We start from the raw sequence: 13,514 nt of genomic DNA on the forward strand, positions 1-13,514 counted from the left end.
ACTGAGCAATCTTTTGGATTGCTCAGTTCTTTCTTCAATAAATCACTCCCCTTTTTTCTTAGCCCAGCTATCTTTTAATGTAACGGTTCTATTGAATACAAGCTTATCGTCTGTGGAATATTTTGAATCCACACAGAAATAGCCCTGTCTTTCAAATTGGAAGATATCGCCTGGTTTTGAATCTTTAAGAGAAGGCTCAACATAAGCATTCTCAATAATATTAAGTGATTGTGGATTTATATAATCGAGCCAGTTTTCTTTCGATGCGGGATCTTCAATGGTAAATAGTCTGTCGTACAATCTAACTTCTGCATTGAAAGCGTACTTAGCCGAGACCCAGTGAATGGTTCCTTTAACTTTTTTATTACTTGAACCCGAACCGCTTTTTGTATCGGGGTCGTATGTGCATCTCAGTTCTATAATATTACCATTTTTATCTTTAATAACATCTTCGCATTTAATTATGTAAGCATATCGCAATCTTACTTCGCCGCCGGGTATTAATCTTTTGAATCCTTTGGGAGGTTCTTCCATAAAGTCAGCTCTTTCAATAAAAAGTTCTTTAGTAAATTTAATTTTTCTGGTTCCTGCAGATGGGTCTTCCGGATTGTTAACTGCTTCGAGTTCCTCTTCGCCTTCGTAATTTGTAAGGACAACTTTAATGGGGTCGAGCACGGCCATGACACGTTTTGCACGTTTATTCAAATCGTCGCGAATTGCAAATTCGAGCAATGCAATGTCGGTCATGGCATCGCGCTTTGCCACACCTACAAGCTCTGCAAAATTCCATAAAGATTCGGGTGTAAAGCCGCGTCTTCTCAAACCCGATATTGTTGGCATGCGCGGGTCATCCCATCCATCTACATAGCCTTCTTTAACTAACTGAAGCAAACGCCGTTTACTCATAACAGTGTAACTTAAATTCAAACGTGCAAATTCAATTTGCTGAGGATGATAGATATTCAATTCATCGAGAAACCAGTCGTATAAAGGTCTGTGATTTTCAAATTCTAATGTACAAATTGAATGCGTTATTCCCTCAATTGAATCCTCTAAACCATGAGCCCAATCGTAAGTTGGATAAATGCACCATTTATTGCCCTGCCTGTGATGTTCTGCATGGATAATTCTGTACATTACAGGGTCGCGCAAATTAAGGTTCGGCGACGCCATATCAATTTTTGCCCTCAAAGTTTTCGAGCCCGTCGGGAATTCCCCTTTTCTCATTCTTTCGAAGAGGTCAAGATTTTCTTCTATTGTCCTGTTGCGATATGGACTTTCTATACCAGGTTCGGTTAAGGTACCTCTGGTTTTCCGTATCTCTTCGGCAGATAAATCGCAAACGTAAGCCTTCCCTTTTTTTATAAGTTCTACTGCATATTGGTACATCTGTTCAAAATAGTCAGACGCATAAAAAATTCTATCTTCGAAATCAGCACCTAGCCATTTGACATCTTCGATAATCGATTCTACGTACTCAGTATCTTCTTTTTCTGGATTTGTATCGTCAAATCGAAGGTTGAATTTACCGTTATAATCGCGAGCTATTCCATAGTTCAAACAAATTGACTTGGCATGACCAATATGGAGATAGCCATTTGGTTCCGGAGGAAAACGAGTATGAACACGTCCTCCCCATTTATTTGTGCGAATATCTTCGTCAATAATTTCATAAATAAAATTTTTCGGCTTTTCTTTTTCCATAACGTCCTCATGTTTAATCAAAATATGGTCTGAAATAATTTTTTAGTTCTTTATTTTCTTCATTAAGTAATATTAATATCGATTTTAAAATGCCGATAATGTTACCAATATCTTCGAAGCTATTTACTTTAAAAATAAGATACCACGCAGAAATTGAACGTGATATTGCTACTTCAGCAAGTTTAAGCTGGATTAACTTTTCATCGTCATCACTTTCGTAGGAATTTTTCAACTTCAGTAAGATGAAATACTGATAATAATGAATTACTTCCAGAGCTTCTAAAATGTCCGCATTCTTATTATTATTTTGCTTAATCAACAATTCGTTTTTTGCCAGCCAATTGTTACATTCCTTAGCATAAAGTTCGGAAAGTTCCATTAAGTTTCGACCGTAATATTCGATAGCATCGAAAGAATCGTAAGCCTGAGCAAATAAATTCCGAAGGACATTAAAAAATCCTTCTGGATTAAAAACGACTTTTTTTCTTTCGTTTTTATAAATTGTTTCGATGAAAAGCTCACATCTTGTTGTATAGATACACCGGTCACACCAGTTATCACAATACTTGTGTATATCTGTAATTAAATCAAGTTCCATAATAATCGTAAAAATTTAAGTACAAATATAGAAATTAATGGGGTATTCTTCTGTGTAAATTTCATAATTATTCTTTGTACTTTATTAATGACACCATTTTGCAGATTTCTAATTTTATACTTTTAACAATTGTTATGTTACATATTCAGTAACCATACACTTATGTAAAGAATTACATTTAATGTTTACCATAATTAATATTGACCTTTATCCTACAGGTTAAAATCGAGAATTTAAAAAAGCGAAGTAACTTTATTTTTTCATTTTTTTTGAAAAAGTTTTCTTTTATTTAGTTTTGCCCGATATGAAAAATTTTTCATTACTATCGGTATACAGCTTCATTCATATAGCGCAAGTTTATGATTCTAGGCACATTGTATGTTTAGTAATTTACTACTATTTATTTTTACTATTTTTTTGAAGGATAAATAAATTTATAAAATGACAAGATAATCGAATTGAATACTTTAAATTGAGCATTTAAGAACAAATTTCTCATTTTATCGTATTGAAGCGTGATCCAACAGGATACAGATCAATTTTTGAATTTCTTGACATTGCTGACATAGAGTTTAATTTATTCTACAATATTGTGGAATCGTCTGTATAAAATTTAATAACCAAAACATATAGTAAAGATATATCTACTTGAGGGCAATTCTACAATATTTGTCGGACTCTCACGGACTCGTCCGAACCCTGACGGACCTGTCCGACTCTGACGGACCTGTCCGAACCCTGACGGACTCAATTAATCCCGCCGTTACGTGACTCGTCGGACCACTCAATTTTCGGAGTGAGTCCCACTCATTTAGTGGGACGAACGACGACCCCGCCATAGGCGGGGGCAATTCTACTATACCTGCCCGTCTTTGACGGGGCTTGTCCGACTCAGACGGATTCGATTAATCCCGTCGTTGCGTGACTCGTCGGGCCACTCAATTTTCGGAGTGAGTCCCACTCATTTAGTGGGACGAACGACGATCCCGCCTTTGGCGGGGCAATTCTACTATAGTTCGATTAAGACGCAGATTGACTACAATAGCGCGTGAATTCATTCAGATTTCAATTCTACTATAGTTCGATTAAGACTATATAACTTTTCGCACATCCAGCAAGCAATATCATTTCAATTCTACTATAGTTCGATTAATCCCGCCGTTGGCGGGACGACTCGTCACGTCGTTGCGTGACTCGTCGGACCATTTGATTTTCGGAATGAGTCCCGCTCGTTTAGTGGGACGAACGGCGACCCCCGCCGTTGGCGGGGGCAATTCTACTATACCTGCCCGTCTTTGACGGGGTTCGATTAAGACTAAAATTTCAAGGCGCCTTCGGGCGCCAAAATAAAAAATTTCAATTCTACTATAGTTCGATTAAGACTGGGTGGTGCATATGTGATAGCAGAAGAATCTATATTTCAATTCTACTATAGTTCGATTAAGACGGAAATTAAAGCAACAAATTTAAGATGGACAGCGAATATTTCAATTCTACTATAGTTCGATTAAGACTGAAGAGTTCAACCCTACGATTTTTGTACGAATTTTATTTCAATTCTACTATAGTTCGATTAAGACTATTTCTGTCGAAGTTTTTCTCTAAAGACAATATTCTTTCAATTCTACTATAGTTCGATTAAGACTACCGGAGATGCAGATATAATTTTTGTAATATATATGCTTTCAATTCTACTATAGTTCGATTAAGACATATCCATTGACTTGGTTCTCTTCCCAAATATAAACCTTTCAATTCTACTATAGTTCGATTAAGACCAGTAAAAAAGCGAATTGAGGCAAGATTTGAACAGCCTTTCAATTCTACTATAGTTCGATTAAGACATGATTGGTTAGTCATAGAAATAAATCATAACAAATCACTTTCAATTCTACTATAGTTCGATTAAGACTATGATTGCCTGCGAAAATGAAGCCAACTCGTTTCTCTTTCAATTCTACTATAGTTCGATTAAGACGATGCTTTATACCGTTACGCAAGCCGTACGGTATTCTTTCAATTCTACTATAGTTCGATTAAGACGTATACTAATAATGATTCAACGAACTCTATGTTTTTACTTTCAATTCTACTATAGTTCGATTAAGACGTTTAAAATCGTTGCTCAAGAGAATGACGGCGGGCATCTTTCAATTCTACTATAGTTCGATTAAGACTGCAGTACCTGGTTCATACACAATAATCCTGAAAGGCTTTCAATTCTACTATAGTTCGATTAAGACTCAGTGCAGTTGTCAACCAAAACAACAAACGCATTTCTTTCAATTCTACTATAGTTCGATTAAGACTGATTTGTTAGTTATATTTTTCGGCGGCGGCAAGGCTTTCAATTCTACTATAGTTCGATTAAGACGCTCCGTTGTCATCTGATATTATTTAGATTTAGTATCTTTCAATTCTACTATAGTTCGATTAAGACTGTGTAGAAGCATACGAGCCGACGCCCTGTCGTTCGACTTTCAATTCTACTATAGTTCGATTAAGACTATCTGAGAACAATCCTCAAATTCAGCAAGTCTTAACTTTCAATTCTACTATAGTTCGATTAAGACTCAACAAAGAGAATTATTCAGAGGCCGAATATCGCCTTTCAATTCTACTATAGTTCGATTAAGACAAAGTTGATTTGCCTGAAAATCCAGGCGTTGAATTTCTTTCAATTCTACTATAGTTCGATTAAGACACCTGAAAATTCTGCATTTTTAAATTATTTTGCAAGCATTTTTTTAAAAAAATGTCGTCGACCTCCAATAATGCAAAATTCCCAGGGGGTCGACGACTTTTTACGTAAAATTAGAAAATTATAATTTCTGGTAGACATTAATGGCTTTTTCTGCTAAGTCCATACCAATTTCAATTGCTTGTTTATTTAGAGGAATTAGATGATGATATCTTTCGGGCAAAACTTTCTTTAAAGCTTCGAGTGCCGTGTCGAAAGAAATTATTGGCTTTTTCTTCAAATAGGCACCAAGTATTATCATGTTCATCACACGCGTATTCTTAAGACTTGCAGCTTCGTTTGCTGCTTCGATTGGCAATATTTCGATATCTCTCCTTTTGGGTGGATTTATAATTGTGCTGGCTTCATAGATTAAAAGTCCCCCTGCTTTAACTGAATTTTCAAATTTATCGAGCGAGGGTTGATTTAGCGCTATTAATGTGTCGAATTTCGATATTATCGGAGAACTAATTTTAGTATCGCTGATAATTACGATACAATTTGCTGTACCACCTCTCATCTCAGGACCATATGACGGCATCCAGCTGACTTCTTTATCTTCGATAACTCCGCCGTAAGATAATATCTGTCCCAGAGATAAAACCCCCTGTCCTCCAAATCCAGCAATAATAATTTCTTCGGTCATTCCTTCTCTCCTTGATTTTCTGGAACTTTCAGTTCGCCGAGTGGATAAAAGTGCAACATATTTTCTTCCAGCCATTTATTGGCTTCCACTGGTGTCATTTTCCAGTTTGACGGGCAATTCGAAACAACTTCTACAAAACAGAGACCTTTCTTATGGTCTTGATATTGAAAGCCTTTGAGGATTGCCTTTTTTGCCTTTCTGACATTGTTAGGAGTATTTACTGCTACACGCGCGCAGTAATAAACTCCAGGTAATTGCGCAATTAACTCTGTAATTTTGAGGGGGTTTCCCATTATTTCGGGAACTCTGCCTTCGGGACTTGTAGTTGACTTCATACCAACGAGTGTTGTTGGGGCCATTTGTCCACCAGTCATTCCATAAATACCATTATTAATAAAGATGATTAAAATGTTTTCGCCCCGATTACATGTATGAATAGTTTCGCCTGTACCGATTGCTGCCAGATCACCATCCCCTTGATAAGAGAATACATATTTATCGGGCAGCATCCTTTTAATTCCAGTAGCCACAGCCGAAGCTCTGCCGTGCGCTGCTTCGGTCATATCGATGTCTAGATAATTATATGCAAAAACAGAACAACCAACCGGAGCCACACCGATTGTTTTCTCCTGAATTCCGAGTTCGTCAATAGCTTCTGCAATTAAACGATGCGCTACTCCGTGGCCGCAGCCCGGGCAATAATGCATCGGTGTATCAATTAAGGTCTTCGGTCTGTCGTAGACTAAATTTTCTTCAACACAGATGCTTTCTTCGGCAATCATTTCTTCGAAGTGTTTTTCTTCTTGTAATTTATTGTCGATCATACCAATTCTCCCGAAAATTTTTCTTCAAGTTGAGTAAGTATTTCTTCCGGAGATGGGACAATTCCTCCCATTCTACCGTAGAAATGAACTTCGACTTTGCCATTGACCGCAAGTTTAACATCTTCAACCATTTGTCCTGCATTCATTTCTGTAACGAGAATACCTTTGACATTACTAGCAAGTTCATTCAATTTAACGTAAGGGAAAGGATAAAGAGTAATTGGTCTGAATACGCCGACTTTCAAGCCTTTCTGGCGGGCAAGTTCGGCAGCTTTCGAACTAATTCTGGCAACCAATCCAAAAGCGACAATAATTATATCTGCATCGTCGCAATTAATCATTTCAAAACGGACTTCATTTTTTTCTATCTCTCTGTACTTTGCTTGGAGTTTATTGTTAATCTCTTCCATTTTATCGGGTTCTATATGAAGGGAAGTAATCACATTTCTCTCTCTATTTTTCGGTTTGCCAACTGTAGCCCATTCCTCGATATTGGTTTTGCGTGGAATTGGTTCAAAGAGTTCGACTTTTTCCATCATCTGACCTAAAGCTCCGTCAGCAAGGATCATGACCGGATTTCTGTATTTAAATGCGAGTTCAAAACTAAGGGGAACGAAGTCGACCATTTCCTGTACAGTCGAAGGAGCGAGAACAATTAATTTATAATCGCCGTGTCCGCCGCCTTTAACAGCCTGGAAATAATCTCCTTGCGAGGGTTGAATTGTCCCGAGACCGGGTCCACCTCGCATAACATTAACAATTAGACAGGGAAGTTCAGCGCATGCGATGTATGAAATTCCTTCCTGCATAAGACTTATTCCCGGCGAGGAGGAAGAGGTCATAACTCTTTTACCAGTACCAGCGGCTCCATAGACCATATTAATAGATGCAACTTCGCTTTCGGCCTGTAGAACGACCATTCCAGTTCTTTTATAAGCTTCTTTTGAAAGATACTCTAATACTTCCGATTGCGGAGTAATAGGATAACCAAAATAACCATCGCAGCCGGCTCGAATTGCGGCTTCGGCCAGAGCTTCGTTACCTTTCATTAAACGGAGTTCTTTTTTCATTGCCGCACCGTTATTGTTATATCATTTTTGACGTCGGTTATTGTCGCAAGGTGTTCTTTTTTCGCTTTATCGGTCTTGCGATAAACTCTGATTATGCCTTCTGGGCAAACCAGAGCACAGTTTGTACACCCTGTGCAATTATCTTTGACTTTAACAACGTAATGATACCCTTTCGAATTTAACTTTCGGGAAAGCTCGAGTGTTGATTGCGGACATGCAACCGTGCAAATTTCACACCCTTTGCATTTCTCGATATCAATCAGGATATCTCCTTTTACTTTTGCCATATTTACCTCAGTTTATTTAAAATAAAAAAAGGTTATAGTTTTGCTATAACCTTTCCTCGGTTTAAGGTATAAGATTAGTAGTATTTCAATTAGTAATAGCTTCATAGTTCCTTCATTAGAAACTAACATGCCAAAATAGAGATACAAAATTTGTTGTTTAAAATAATGATTATTGGCAAAAAATAAAGCCTAAAAGGGAAGGTTTTGAATTTATATTAAAGGAGCAATAGTCCTATTTCCAAACCTGAGATATCGATTTCTTACAGTTAGGATAATGTAGCGTGTTTATCCGCGTGGTAAGAACTCCTCACAAGAGGTGAAGATTCAACAGCTTTGAATCCAAGACTTAATCCGAAATCTTTATATTCTTTAAATTCTTCCAGTGTAACATAACGATGTACTGGCAAATGATTTTTTGTAGGTTGAAGGTATTGACCTATAGTCATTATATCGCAGCCAGCATTGTACAAATCTTTCATCAATTCGAATACTTCTTCTTTTGTTTCTCCTATACCAACCATAATTCCACTTTTCGTTCTCAATCCCTTTTGTTTGAACCATTCGATTAGTTTAAGACTTCTTTCGTATTTTGCCTGAGGACGAACAGCATGATAGAGACGTTTGACAGTTTCAAGATTATGATTCAGAATGTCTGGTGGATTCTTCATTATGATTTCAAATGACTCGGTATCACCTTTAAAGTCGGGTATTAAAATTTCAATTGTAGTAGAGGGCATTTTAGAACGAATGAGCCTTACAGTTTCAGAAAAGATTGACGCACCCCCATCTTTAAGTTCATCTCTGTTGACAGAAGTAATTACAACGTGTTTCAATTTCAACTGCTCAACCGATTCTGCCACACGTCTGGGCTCATCGAGGTCAAGTTCGGAAGGGAGTCCCAATTTAACATTACAAAATCCGCAACTTCTCGTACATACGTCCCCAAGTATCATGAAAGTTGCAGTACGCCTGTTCCAGCATTCAGCAATGTTTGGACAGCGAGCTTCTTCACATACAGTGTTAAGCTTCGCTTGCCTCATCAAGCGATGCACATCTTTATAATTCTCACCTGAAGGAAGTCGTACTTTCAACCATTCGGGTCTTTTCCCTAAATCCGGCCTTTCTTTTTCGATTGCTTCTTTGAAATTTTTTTGATGTTGATTGATTTTCATTTAATCTCCGAATTAAGAATTAAACAGAACTTGTATCGAAATTTTCTAAAATATTTTTAATCGACATTAGAAATTTACTACCAATCATACCATCAATCAAACGATGGTCGTGACTGAGCGATAAATAGAGCATAGGTTTAATTGCAATCGAGTCGACTCCCCCATTTTCAACAACTACAGGTTTCTTTACGACAGCACCTACGCCTAAAATACCAACTTCAGGCTGATTTATAATCGGCGTACCGATCAATGTACCAAATACTCCATAATTTGTTATTGAAAAAGTTCCATTTTGAACATCTTCCGGCACAAGCTTTTTTGATCGGGCGCGTTCACTCAGATCGGCTATAGCTTTTGCCAATCCGAGTACACTTTTTTCTTCCGCGTGTTTAATGTTCGGCACAATTAATCCGTTTGGCTCAATTGCAACTGCAATACCGAGATTGATGTATTTTTTGATTATAATGTTTGTTCCTTCAATCGATGAATTCATGAGTGGATATTGCTGTAAAGCTTTCACTGTAGCAAACGCTATAAACGGCATGTAAGTCAATTTAATAGTGAATCTGTTTTTACTCTCTTTGATAAAATTGTAAATAACCGACATATCCACTTCCGCAACTGCAGTAACATGCACTGAAGTATCTCTGCTTCTTACCATATGTTCCATAATCCTGCGGCGATTATGATCCATCGGAATAATTTCCTCGCCAGTAGAAGTAGAACCTGTTGCTTTTTCAAACTTCTCTGGCTGGCCAGGCTCTGAAGTTGTTGTGGATGATCTCTTTGACTCGATGTACTTTTCCAGATCTTTTTTGGTTAGTCTTCCCTTTAATCCTGTCCCTTCGATAGTATCGAGTACACTCAAAGGAATTCCTTCGGCTCTTGCAAGATTGATGACCGATGGAGAATAAAATCGAGTTTCACTTTTTCGGAAGTCTTCCTTATGTTGAACTGGCTTTTCAATCGATTCGATTTCTTTCTTTTCGGCAGTTTCGTACTTCTCGGTAACCGAAGGGAGAGGCTGCAATCCCGTTGTGGTTTTAAGCCTTGCAACAGGTTGTCCTACTTCAACAGTTTGATTTTCGTTGTAGAGAATTTCTAACAATATTCCTTCTTCGGGCGATGGCACTTCGGTATCAACTTTGTCCGTACTGATTTCAAATAAAATCTCATCTTTATTAATTTTTTCGCCGACCTTTTTGTGCCATTTGATAATTGTTCCTTCTGTGATTGATTCGCCCATCTTTGGCATGACAATATCAATGATCTGGCCTCCAACTTGAGTGGTGGTAGGCGTATCTTCAAGTTTGTCGATATATTCAGTATTATCTGTTTCAATAATTGCTACAACTTTACCAACTTCAGCCGATTCGTTTTCTTGTACAAGGATTTCTTTCAGTATTCCGTTTTCTGGACTTGGCACTTCAGTATCGACTTTGTCTGTACTTATTTCGAATAATATTTCGTCTTTTTTAATTTGCTGGCCAACTTTTTTATGCCACTTGATTATTGTTCCTTCGGTAATACTTTCCCCCATTTGCGGCATAATTATTTCAACTTTCATCAAAACCTCGAATTAATATTGCAATAATAATTTAAGCTGGTCGTAGATTTTATTTCTATCTGGCAGCACAAATTTTTCAAGATTTGGAGCATAGGGAATTGGACTATCTTTTGCGGCAATTCTTTTAACTGGTGCATCGAGAAACTCAAAACACTCGTCTGAAATCCGTGCGGCAATTTCAGCGCCAAAACCTGCCGTAAGTGTATCTTCATGAATAACAGCCACCTTGCCAGTTTTTTTCACGCTTTCGGCTACCATGTCGAAATCAAGGGGAGATATTGTTCTTATATCGATAATTTCAATCGAGTAACCTTCATCTTTCAGCTTTTTCGCTGCAAAAGTTGACTCGTACACCATTGCGCCGTAAGTAATTATAGACAAATCAGTTCCTTCGGTTACTTTTCGAGCTTTTCCAAACTGAATAAGATACCCTGCATCCGGTTCGGGCGATGTGGCATAACTTTGTCTATAAAGACCTTTATGTTCGAGGAACAAAACCGGGTCGTTGATTCGAAGAGCCGTTTTTAATAATCCTTTTGCATCAGCTGCATTTGAAGGATATGCAATATAAAGTCCCGGCATGTGTGCAAAAAAACCTTCGATATTTTGACTGTGATATAATCCGCCGTGAATAAATCCTCCGACAGGCACACGTATCACCACTGGGGTTTCGAATAGATTGTTCGAACGATAACGATACATAACGAGTTCGTCACGGATCTGCATGAATGCAGGCCATATATAATCACCGAATTGGATTTCGACACATGGTTTTAATCCTGTTAGAGACATTCCAATGGCAACTCCGATTATACTTGCTTCGGCTAATGGAGAATTAAAAACTCGTTCGTTGCCGAATTGTGTTGAAAGACCTTTAGTGGCTGTAAACACTCCACCCTTTTTGTCCGCCACGTCCTCGCCGAAGAGGTAAATCTTATCGTTAAATTCGAGTTCTTCTTTCAGTGCATGATTAATTGCATCGACCATTACAATATTTTTTCCGAAGCTTTTCGATTTTTCATAATTAAGCTTCGATTTCTTGTCCGATTCGTCGTAGACATATTTAATGGCAGAATCTGTGTCTGGTTCTGGTTGCTTCAAAGCCCAGTCGGCAGCTGCAGTAATATGGTTTCTGACTTCTTTGTAGAGTTCCTCAAGTGCCAGTTCGTTCAAAAAGCCCCTGTCAATTAAAAACTCAGAGAATAATTTAATTGGATCTTTCCGTGCGTCTTGAGCCAGCGATTCAGGAGTTCGATATTTTTTCTGGTCGTCCGAAGATGAATGTGAAAAAAGCCTTACTACATGAGCCTCAACAATAACCGGTCCTTCTCCATTGCGTGCATATTTAAAAGCCGACTTCGCAATCGCATGTACTTTAAGAAAATCCGTTCCGTCAACTTCGAAACGGAGTAAATTTTCAAAGCCCTTTAGCAATTCTGAAACGGAAGAATTTCTTCCCGCATTTTGATTTTCTACGGGGACGGAAATTGCCCATTTATTATTTTCAACTAAAAATACGACCGGCAGCTTTTCGCGACACGCCCAATTAACTGCCTCGAAGAACTCACCTTCAGAGGTAGCTCCTTCGCCGCTGCTAACATAAACCACGCCATCTTTTCTTTCTTTCTTCAAAGCAAGCGCAGTACCGACGGCTTGCAAAAACTGTGTGCCGGTTGGACTCGATTGTGTGGGCACATTTAATTCTTTAGACGACCAGTGGCACGGCATCTGTCGGCCTCCGCACATCGGATCATTTTTACGGGCAAGAAAATGAAGGAATACATCCTCCGGTTTAGTTCCGGCAGCCAGCATGAATGCGAGATCTCTGTAATATGGATAAGCCCAGTCGATTCCCTTTTTGATTTGAAGTCCAAATGCAATTTGAACTGCTTCGTGCCCTGAACCGGGTATGTGAAAAAATGTTTTACCTTGCTTCAATAGTGTAAGTTGTTTGTCGTCGATCGTACGGGACGTTATCATCAAACGAAGGACATTTAACAATTCTTTTTTCGTCATGCCCCCGAATGAATCGAGCTTGCCCGTAGGAGTTAATTCTTCATTTAAGATTAGCTCAGATTTATCTTTCTTCATTCGCCGCCCTTTCAAATTCTTTTAGTGAATTAAGGAAGTGACCTTTATCGAACTCAACGTAATGACGGTATTCAAATATTTTCACGAATTCTTCCACCAGCTCTTTTTTAATAGAATTGATATCGTGTGTTCTACCAGTTTCTTTTTCAAGCGATGTCACTTCTTTATCTCTTATGCCACACGGAATTATACCGTCAAAGAGGGATAAATCAGTATTGATGTTGAAAGCAAAACCGTGCATTGTAATCCAGCGACTTACTTTAATTCCAATTGCTGCTATTTTACGATCTTCAATCCATACTCCTGTTAAACCTTCTTTGCGACCGGCATCGAGTCCATGTTTTTTGCATACGTTGATAATAAGTTGTTCCAGATTCCTCAAATAAGCGTGTGTATCTTCTTTCCACTCCTTAAGGTCGATTATTGGGTAGCCAACGATCTGCCCCGGTCCGTGGTATGTAATATCTCCGCCTCGGTCAATATCATAAACTTTAATTCCCCGTTTCGTAAGTTGTTCATCTGTCAACAATAAATTCGATCTCGAAGCTACTTTACCAAGCGTATATGTATGAGGATGTTCGAGCAAGAAAAAAGTATCACCTGTTTTGCCAGCATAACGTTGATTAAAAATTCTTTTTTGAAGCTCCCATGCTTCATCATAATCGATAAAACCGAGATCACAGTATCTTAATTCTCTAATTTGATTATCCTTCATATAAGGCAAATAAAATGCACTAAATTAAACTTCTACTTTTGTTTGGGTTTAACAAATATAGAAGATTTTACGTTCAAAAGACAAATTATCTTAGAAAGGA

The 13,514-nt window shown here is 38.0% G+C and carries 10 protein-coding genes and 1 CRISPR repeat array; all 10 genes read right to left on the reverse strand.

Going from position 1 to position 13,514, the window contains the following annotated elements; genetic code table 11:
• Positions 1 to 42: 42 nt before the first annotated feature.
• Entirely contained in the window at positions 43 to 1,704 is a 1,662-nt protein-coding gene (locus tag ACSSV9_RS04905) for a glutamine--tRNA ligase/YqeY domain fusion protein (RefSeq protein WP_437346114.1), read from the reverse strand.
• Between the two features lie 13 nt (positions 1,705 to 1,717).
• Positions 1,718 to 2,302, reverse strand: a complete 585-nt coding sequence (locus ACSSV9_RS04910) for a hypothetical protein (protein WP_437346115.1) — start codon at positions 2,300 to 2,302, stop codon at positions 1,718 to 1,720.
• A 1,353-nt stretch (positions 2,303 to 3,655) separates the two neighbouring features.
• Positions 3,656 to 5,006: direct repeats of the CRISPR family, unit length 30 nt; unit sequence CTTTCAATTCTACTATAGTTCGATTAAGAC.
• A 118-nt stretch (positions 5,007 to 5,124) separates the two neighbouring features.
• A complete protein-coding gene (locus ACSSV9_RS04915; protein ID WP_437346116.1) occupies positions 5,125 to 5,688 on the reverse strand; it encodes a 2-oxoacid:ferredoxin oxidoreductase subunit gamma family protein in 564 nt (187 codons plus the stop codon).
• The gene (locus ACSSV9_RS04920) at positions 5,685 to 6,470 is read right to left on the reverse strand and encodes a thiamine pyrophosphate-dependent enzyme (protein ID WP_437346150.1); all 786 of its coding nucleotides are present in this window, start codon (positions 6,468 to 6,470) and stop codon (positions 5,685 to 5,687) included. The genes ACSSV9_RS04915 and ACSSV9_RS04920 overlap by 4 nt, the downstream gene beginning before the upstream one ends.
• Positions 6,471 to 6,508: 38 nt before the next feature.
• On the reverse strand, positions 6,509 to 7,582 hold the full coding sequence (locus ACSSV9_RS04925) for a 3-methyl-2-oxobutanoate dehydrogenase subunit VorB (protein WP_437346117.1): 1,074 nt from the start codon (positions 7,580 to 7,582) through the stop codon (positions 6,509 to 6,511).
• Positions 7,579 to 7,869, reverse strand: a complete 291-nt coding sequence (locus ACSSV9_RS04930; protein ID WP_437346118.1) for a 4Fe-4S dicluster domain-containing protein — start codon at positions 7,867 to 7,869, stop codon at positions 7,579 to 7,581. Before ACSSV9_RS04930 ends, ACSSV9_RS04925 begins: the two co-directional genes overlap by 4 nt.
• 266 nt (positions 7,870 to 8,135) lie before the next feature.
• Positions 8,136 to 9,041, reverse strand: coding sequence for a lipoyl synthase (gene lipA / locus ACSSV9_RS04935; RefSeq protein WP_437346119.1), 906 nt, complete (start codon positions 9,039 to 9,041; stop codon positions 8,136 to 8,138).
• 19 nt (positions 9,042 to 9,060) lie between these two features.
• On the reverse strand, positions 9,061 to 10,608 hold the full coding sequence (locus tag ACSSV9_RS04940; RefSeq protein WP_437346120.1) for a 2-oxo acid dehydrogenase subunit E2: 1,548 nt from the start codon (positions 10,606 to 10,608) through the stop codon (positions 9,061 to 9,063).
• A 12-nt stretch (positions 10,609 to 10,620) separates the two neighbouring features.
• Positions 10,621 to 12,699 carry an alpha-ketoacid dehydrogenase subunit alpha/beta gene (locus tag ACSSV9_RS04945; protein WP_437346121.1) on the reverse strand — a complete coding sequence of 693 codons (2,079 nt, stop codon included), beginning with the start codon at positions 12,697 to 12,699 and terminating at the stop codon, positions 10,621 to 10,623.
• Complete coding sequence (gene lipB, locus ACSSV9_RS04950) at positions 12,686 to 13,414, reverse strand: lipoyl(octanoyl) transferase LipB (protein WP_437346122.1); 729 nt, start codon at positions 13,412 to 13,414, stop codon at positions 12,686 to 12,688. The genes ACSSV9_RS04945 and lipB overlap by 14 nt, the downstream gene beginning before the upstream one ends.
• Positions 13,415 to 13,514: the final 100 nt, after the last annotated feature.

The organism is Melioribacter sulfuriphilus (assembly GCF_051488685.1).
GTDB lineage: Bacteria > Bacteroidota > Ignavibacteria > Ignavibacteriales > Melioribacteraceae > Melioribacter.

Coding starts and splice junctions, on each gene's coding strand:
- ACSSV9_RS04905 (WP_437346114.1), bottom strand. CDS start 1,704: ATGGAAAAAGAAAAGCCGAAAAATTTTATTTATGAAATTATTGACGAA.
- ACSSV9_RS04910 (WP_437346115.1), bottom strand. CDS start 2,302: ATGGAACTTGATTTAATTACAGATATACACAAGTATTGTGATAACTGG.
- ACSSV9_RS04915 (WP_437346116.1), bottom strand. CDS start 5,688: ATGACCGAAGAAATTATTATTGCTGGATTTGGAGGACAGGGGGTTTTA.
- ACSSV9_RS04920 (WP_437346150.1), bottom strand. CDS start 6,470: ATGATTGCCGAAGAAAGCATCTGTGTTGAAGAAAATTTAGTCTACGAC.
- ACSSV9_RS04925 (WP_437346117.1), bottom strand. CDS start 7,582: ATGAAAAAAGAACTCCGTTTAATGAAAGGTAACGAAGCTCTGGCCGAA.
- ACSSV9_RS04930 (WP_437346118.1), bottom strand. CDS start 7,869: ATGGCAAAAGTAAAAGGAGATATCCTGATTGATATCGAGAAATGCAAA.
- lipA (WP_437346119.1), bottom strand. CDS start 9,041: ATGAAAATCAATCAACATCAAAAAAATTTCAAAGAAGCAATCGAAAAA.
- ACSSV9_RS04940 (WP_437346120.1), bottom strand. CDS start 10,608: ATGAAAGTTGAAATAATTATGCCGCAAATGGGGGAAAGTATTACCGAA.
- ACSSV9_RS04945 (WP_437346121.1), bottom strand. CDS start 12,699: ATGAAGAAAGATAAATCTGAGCTAATCTTAAATGAAGAATTAACTCCT.
- lipB (WP_437346122.1), bottom strand. CDS start 13,414: ATGAAGGATAATCAAATTAGAGAATTAAGATACTGTGATCTCGGTTTT.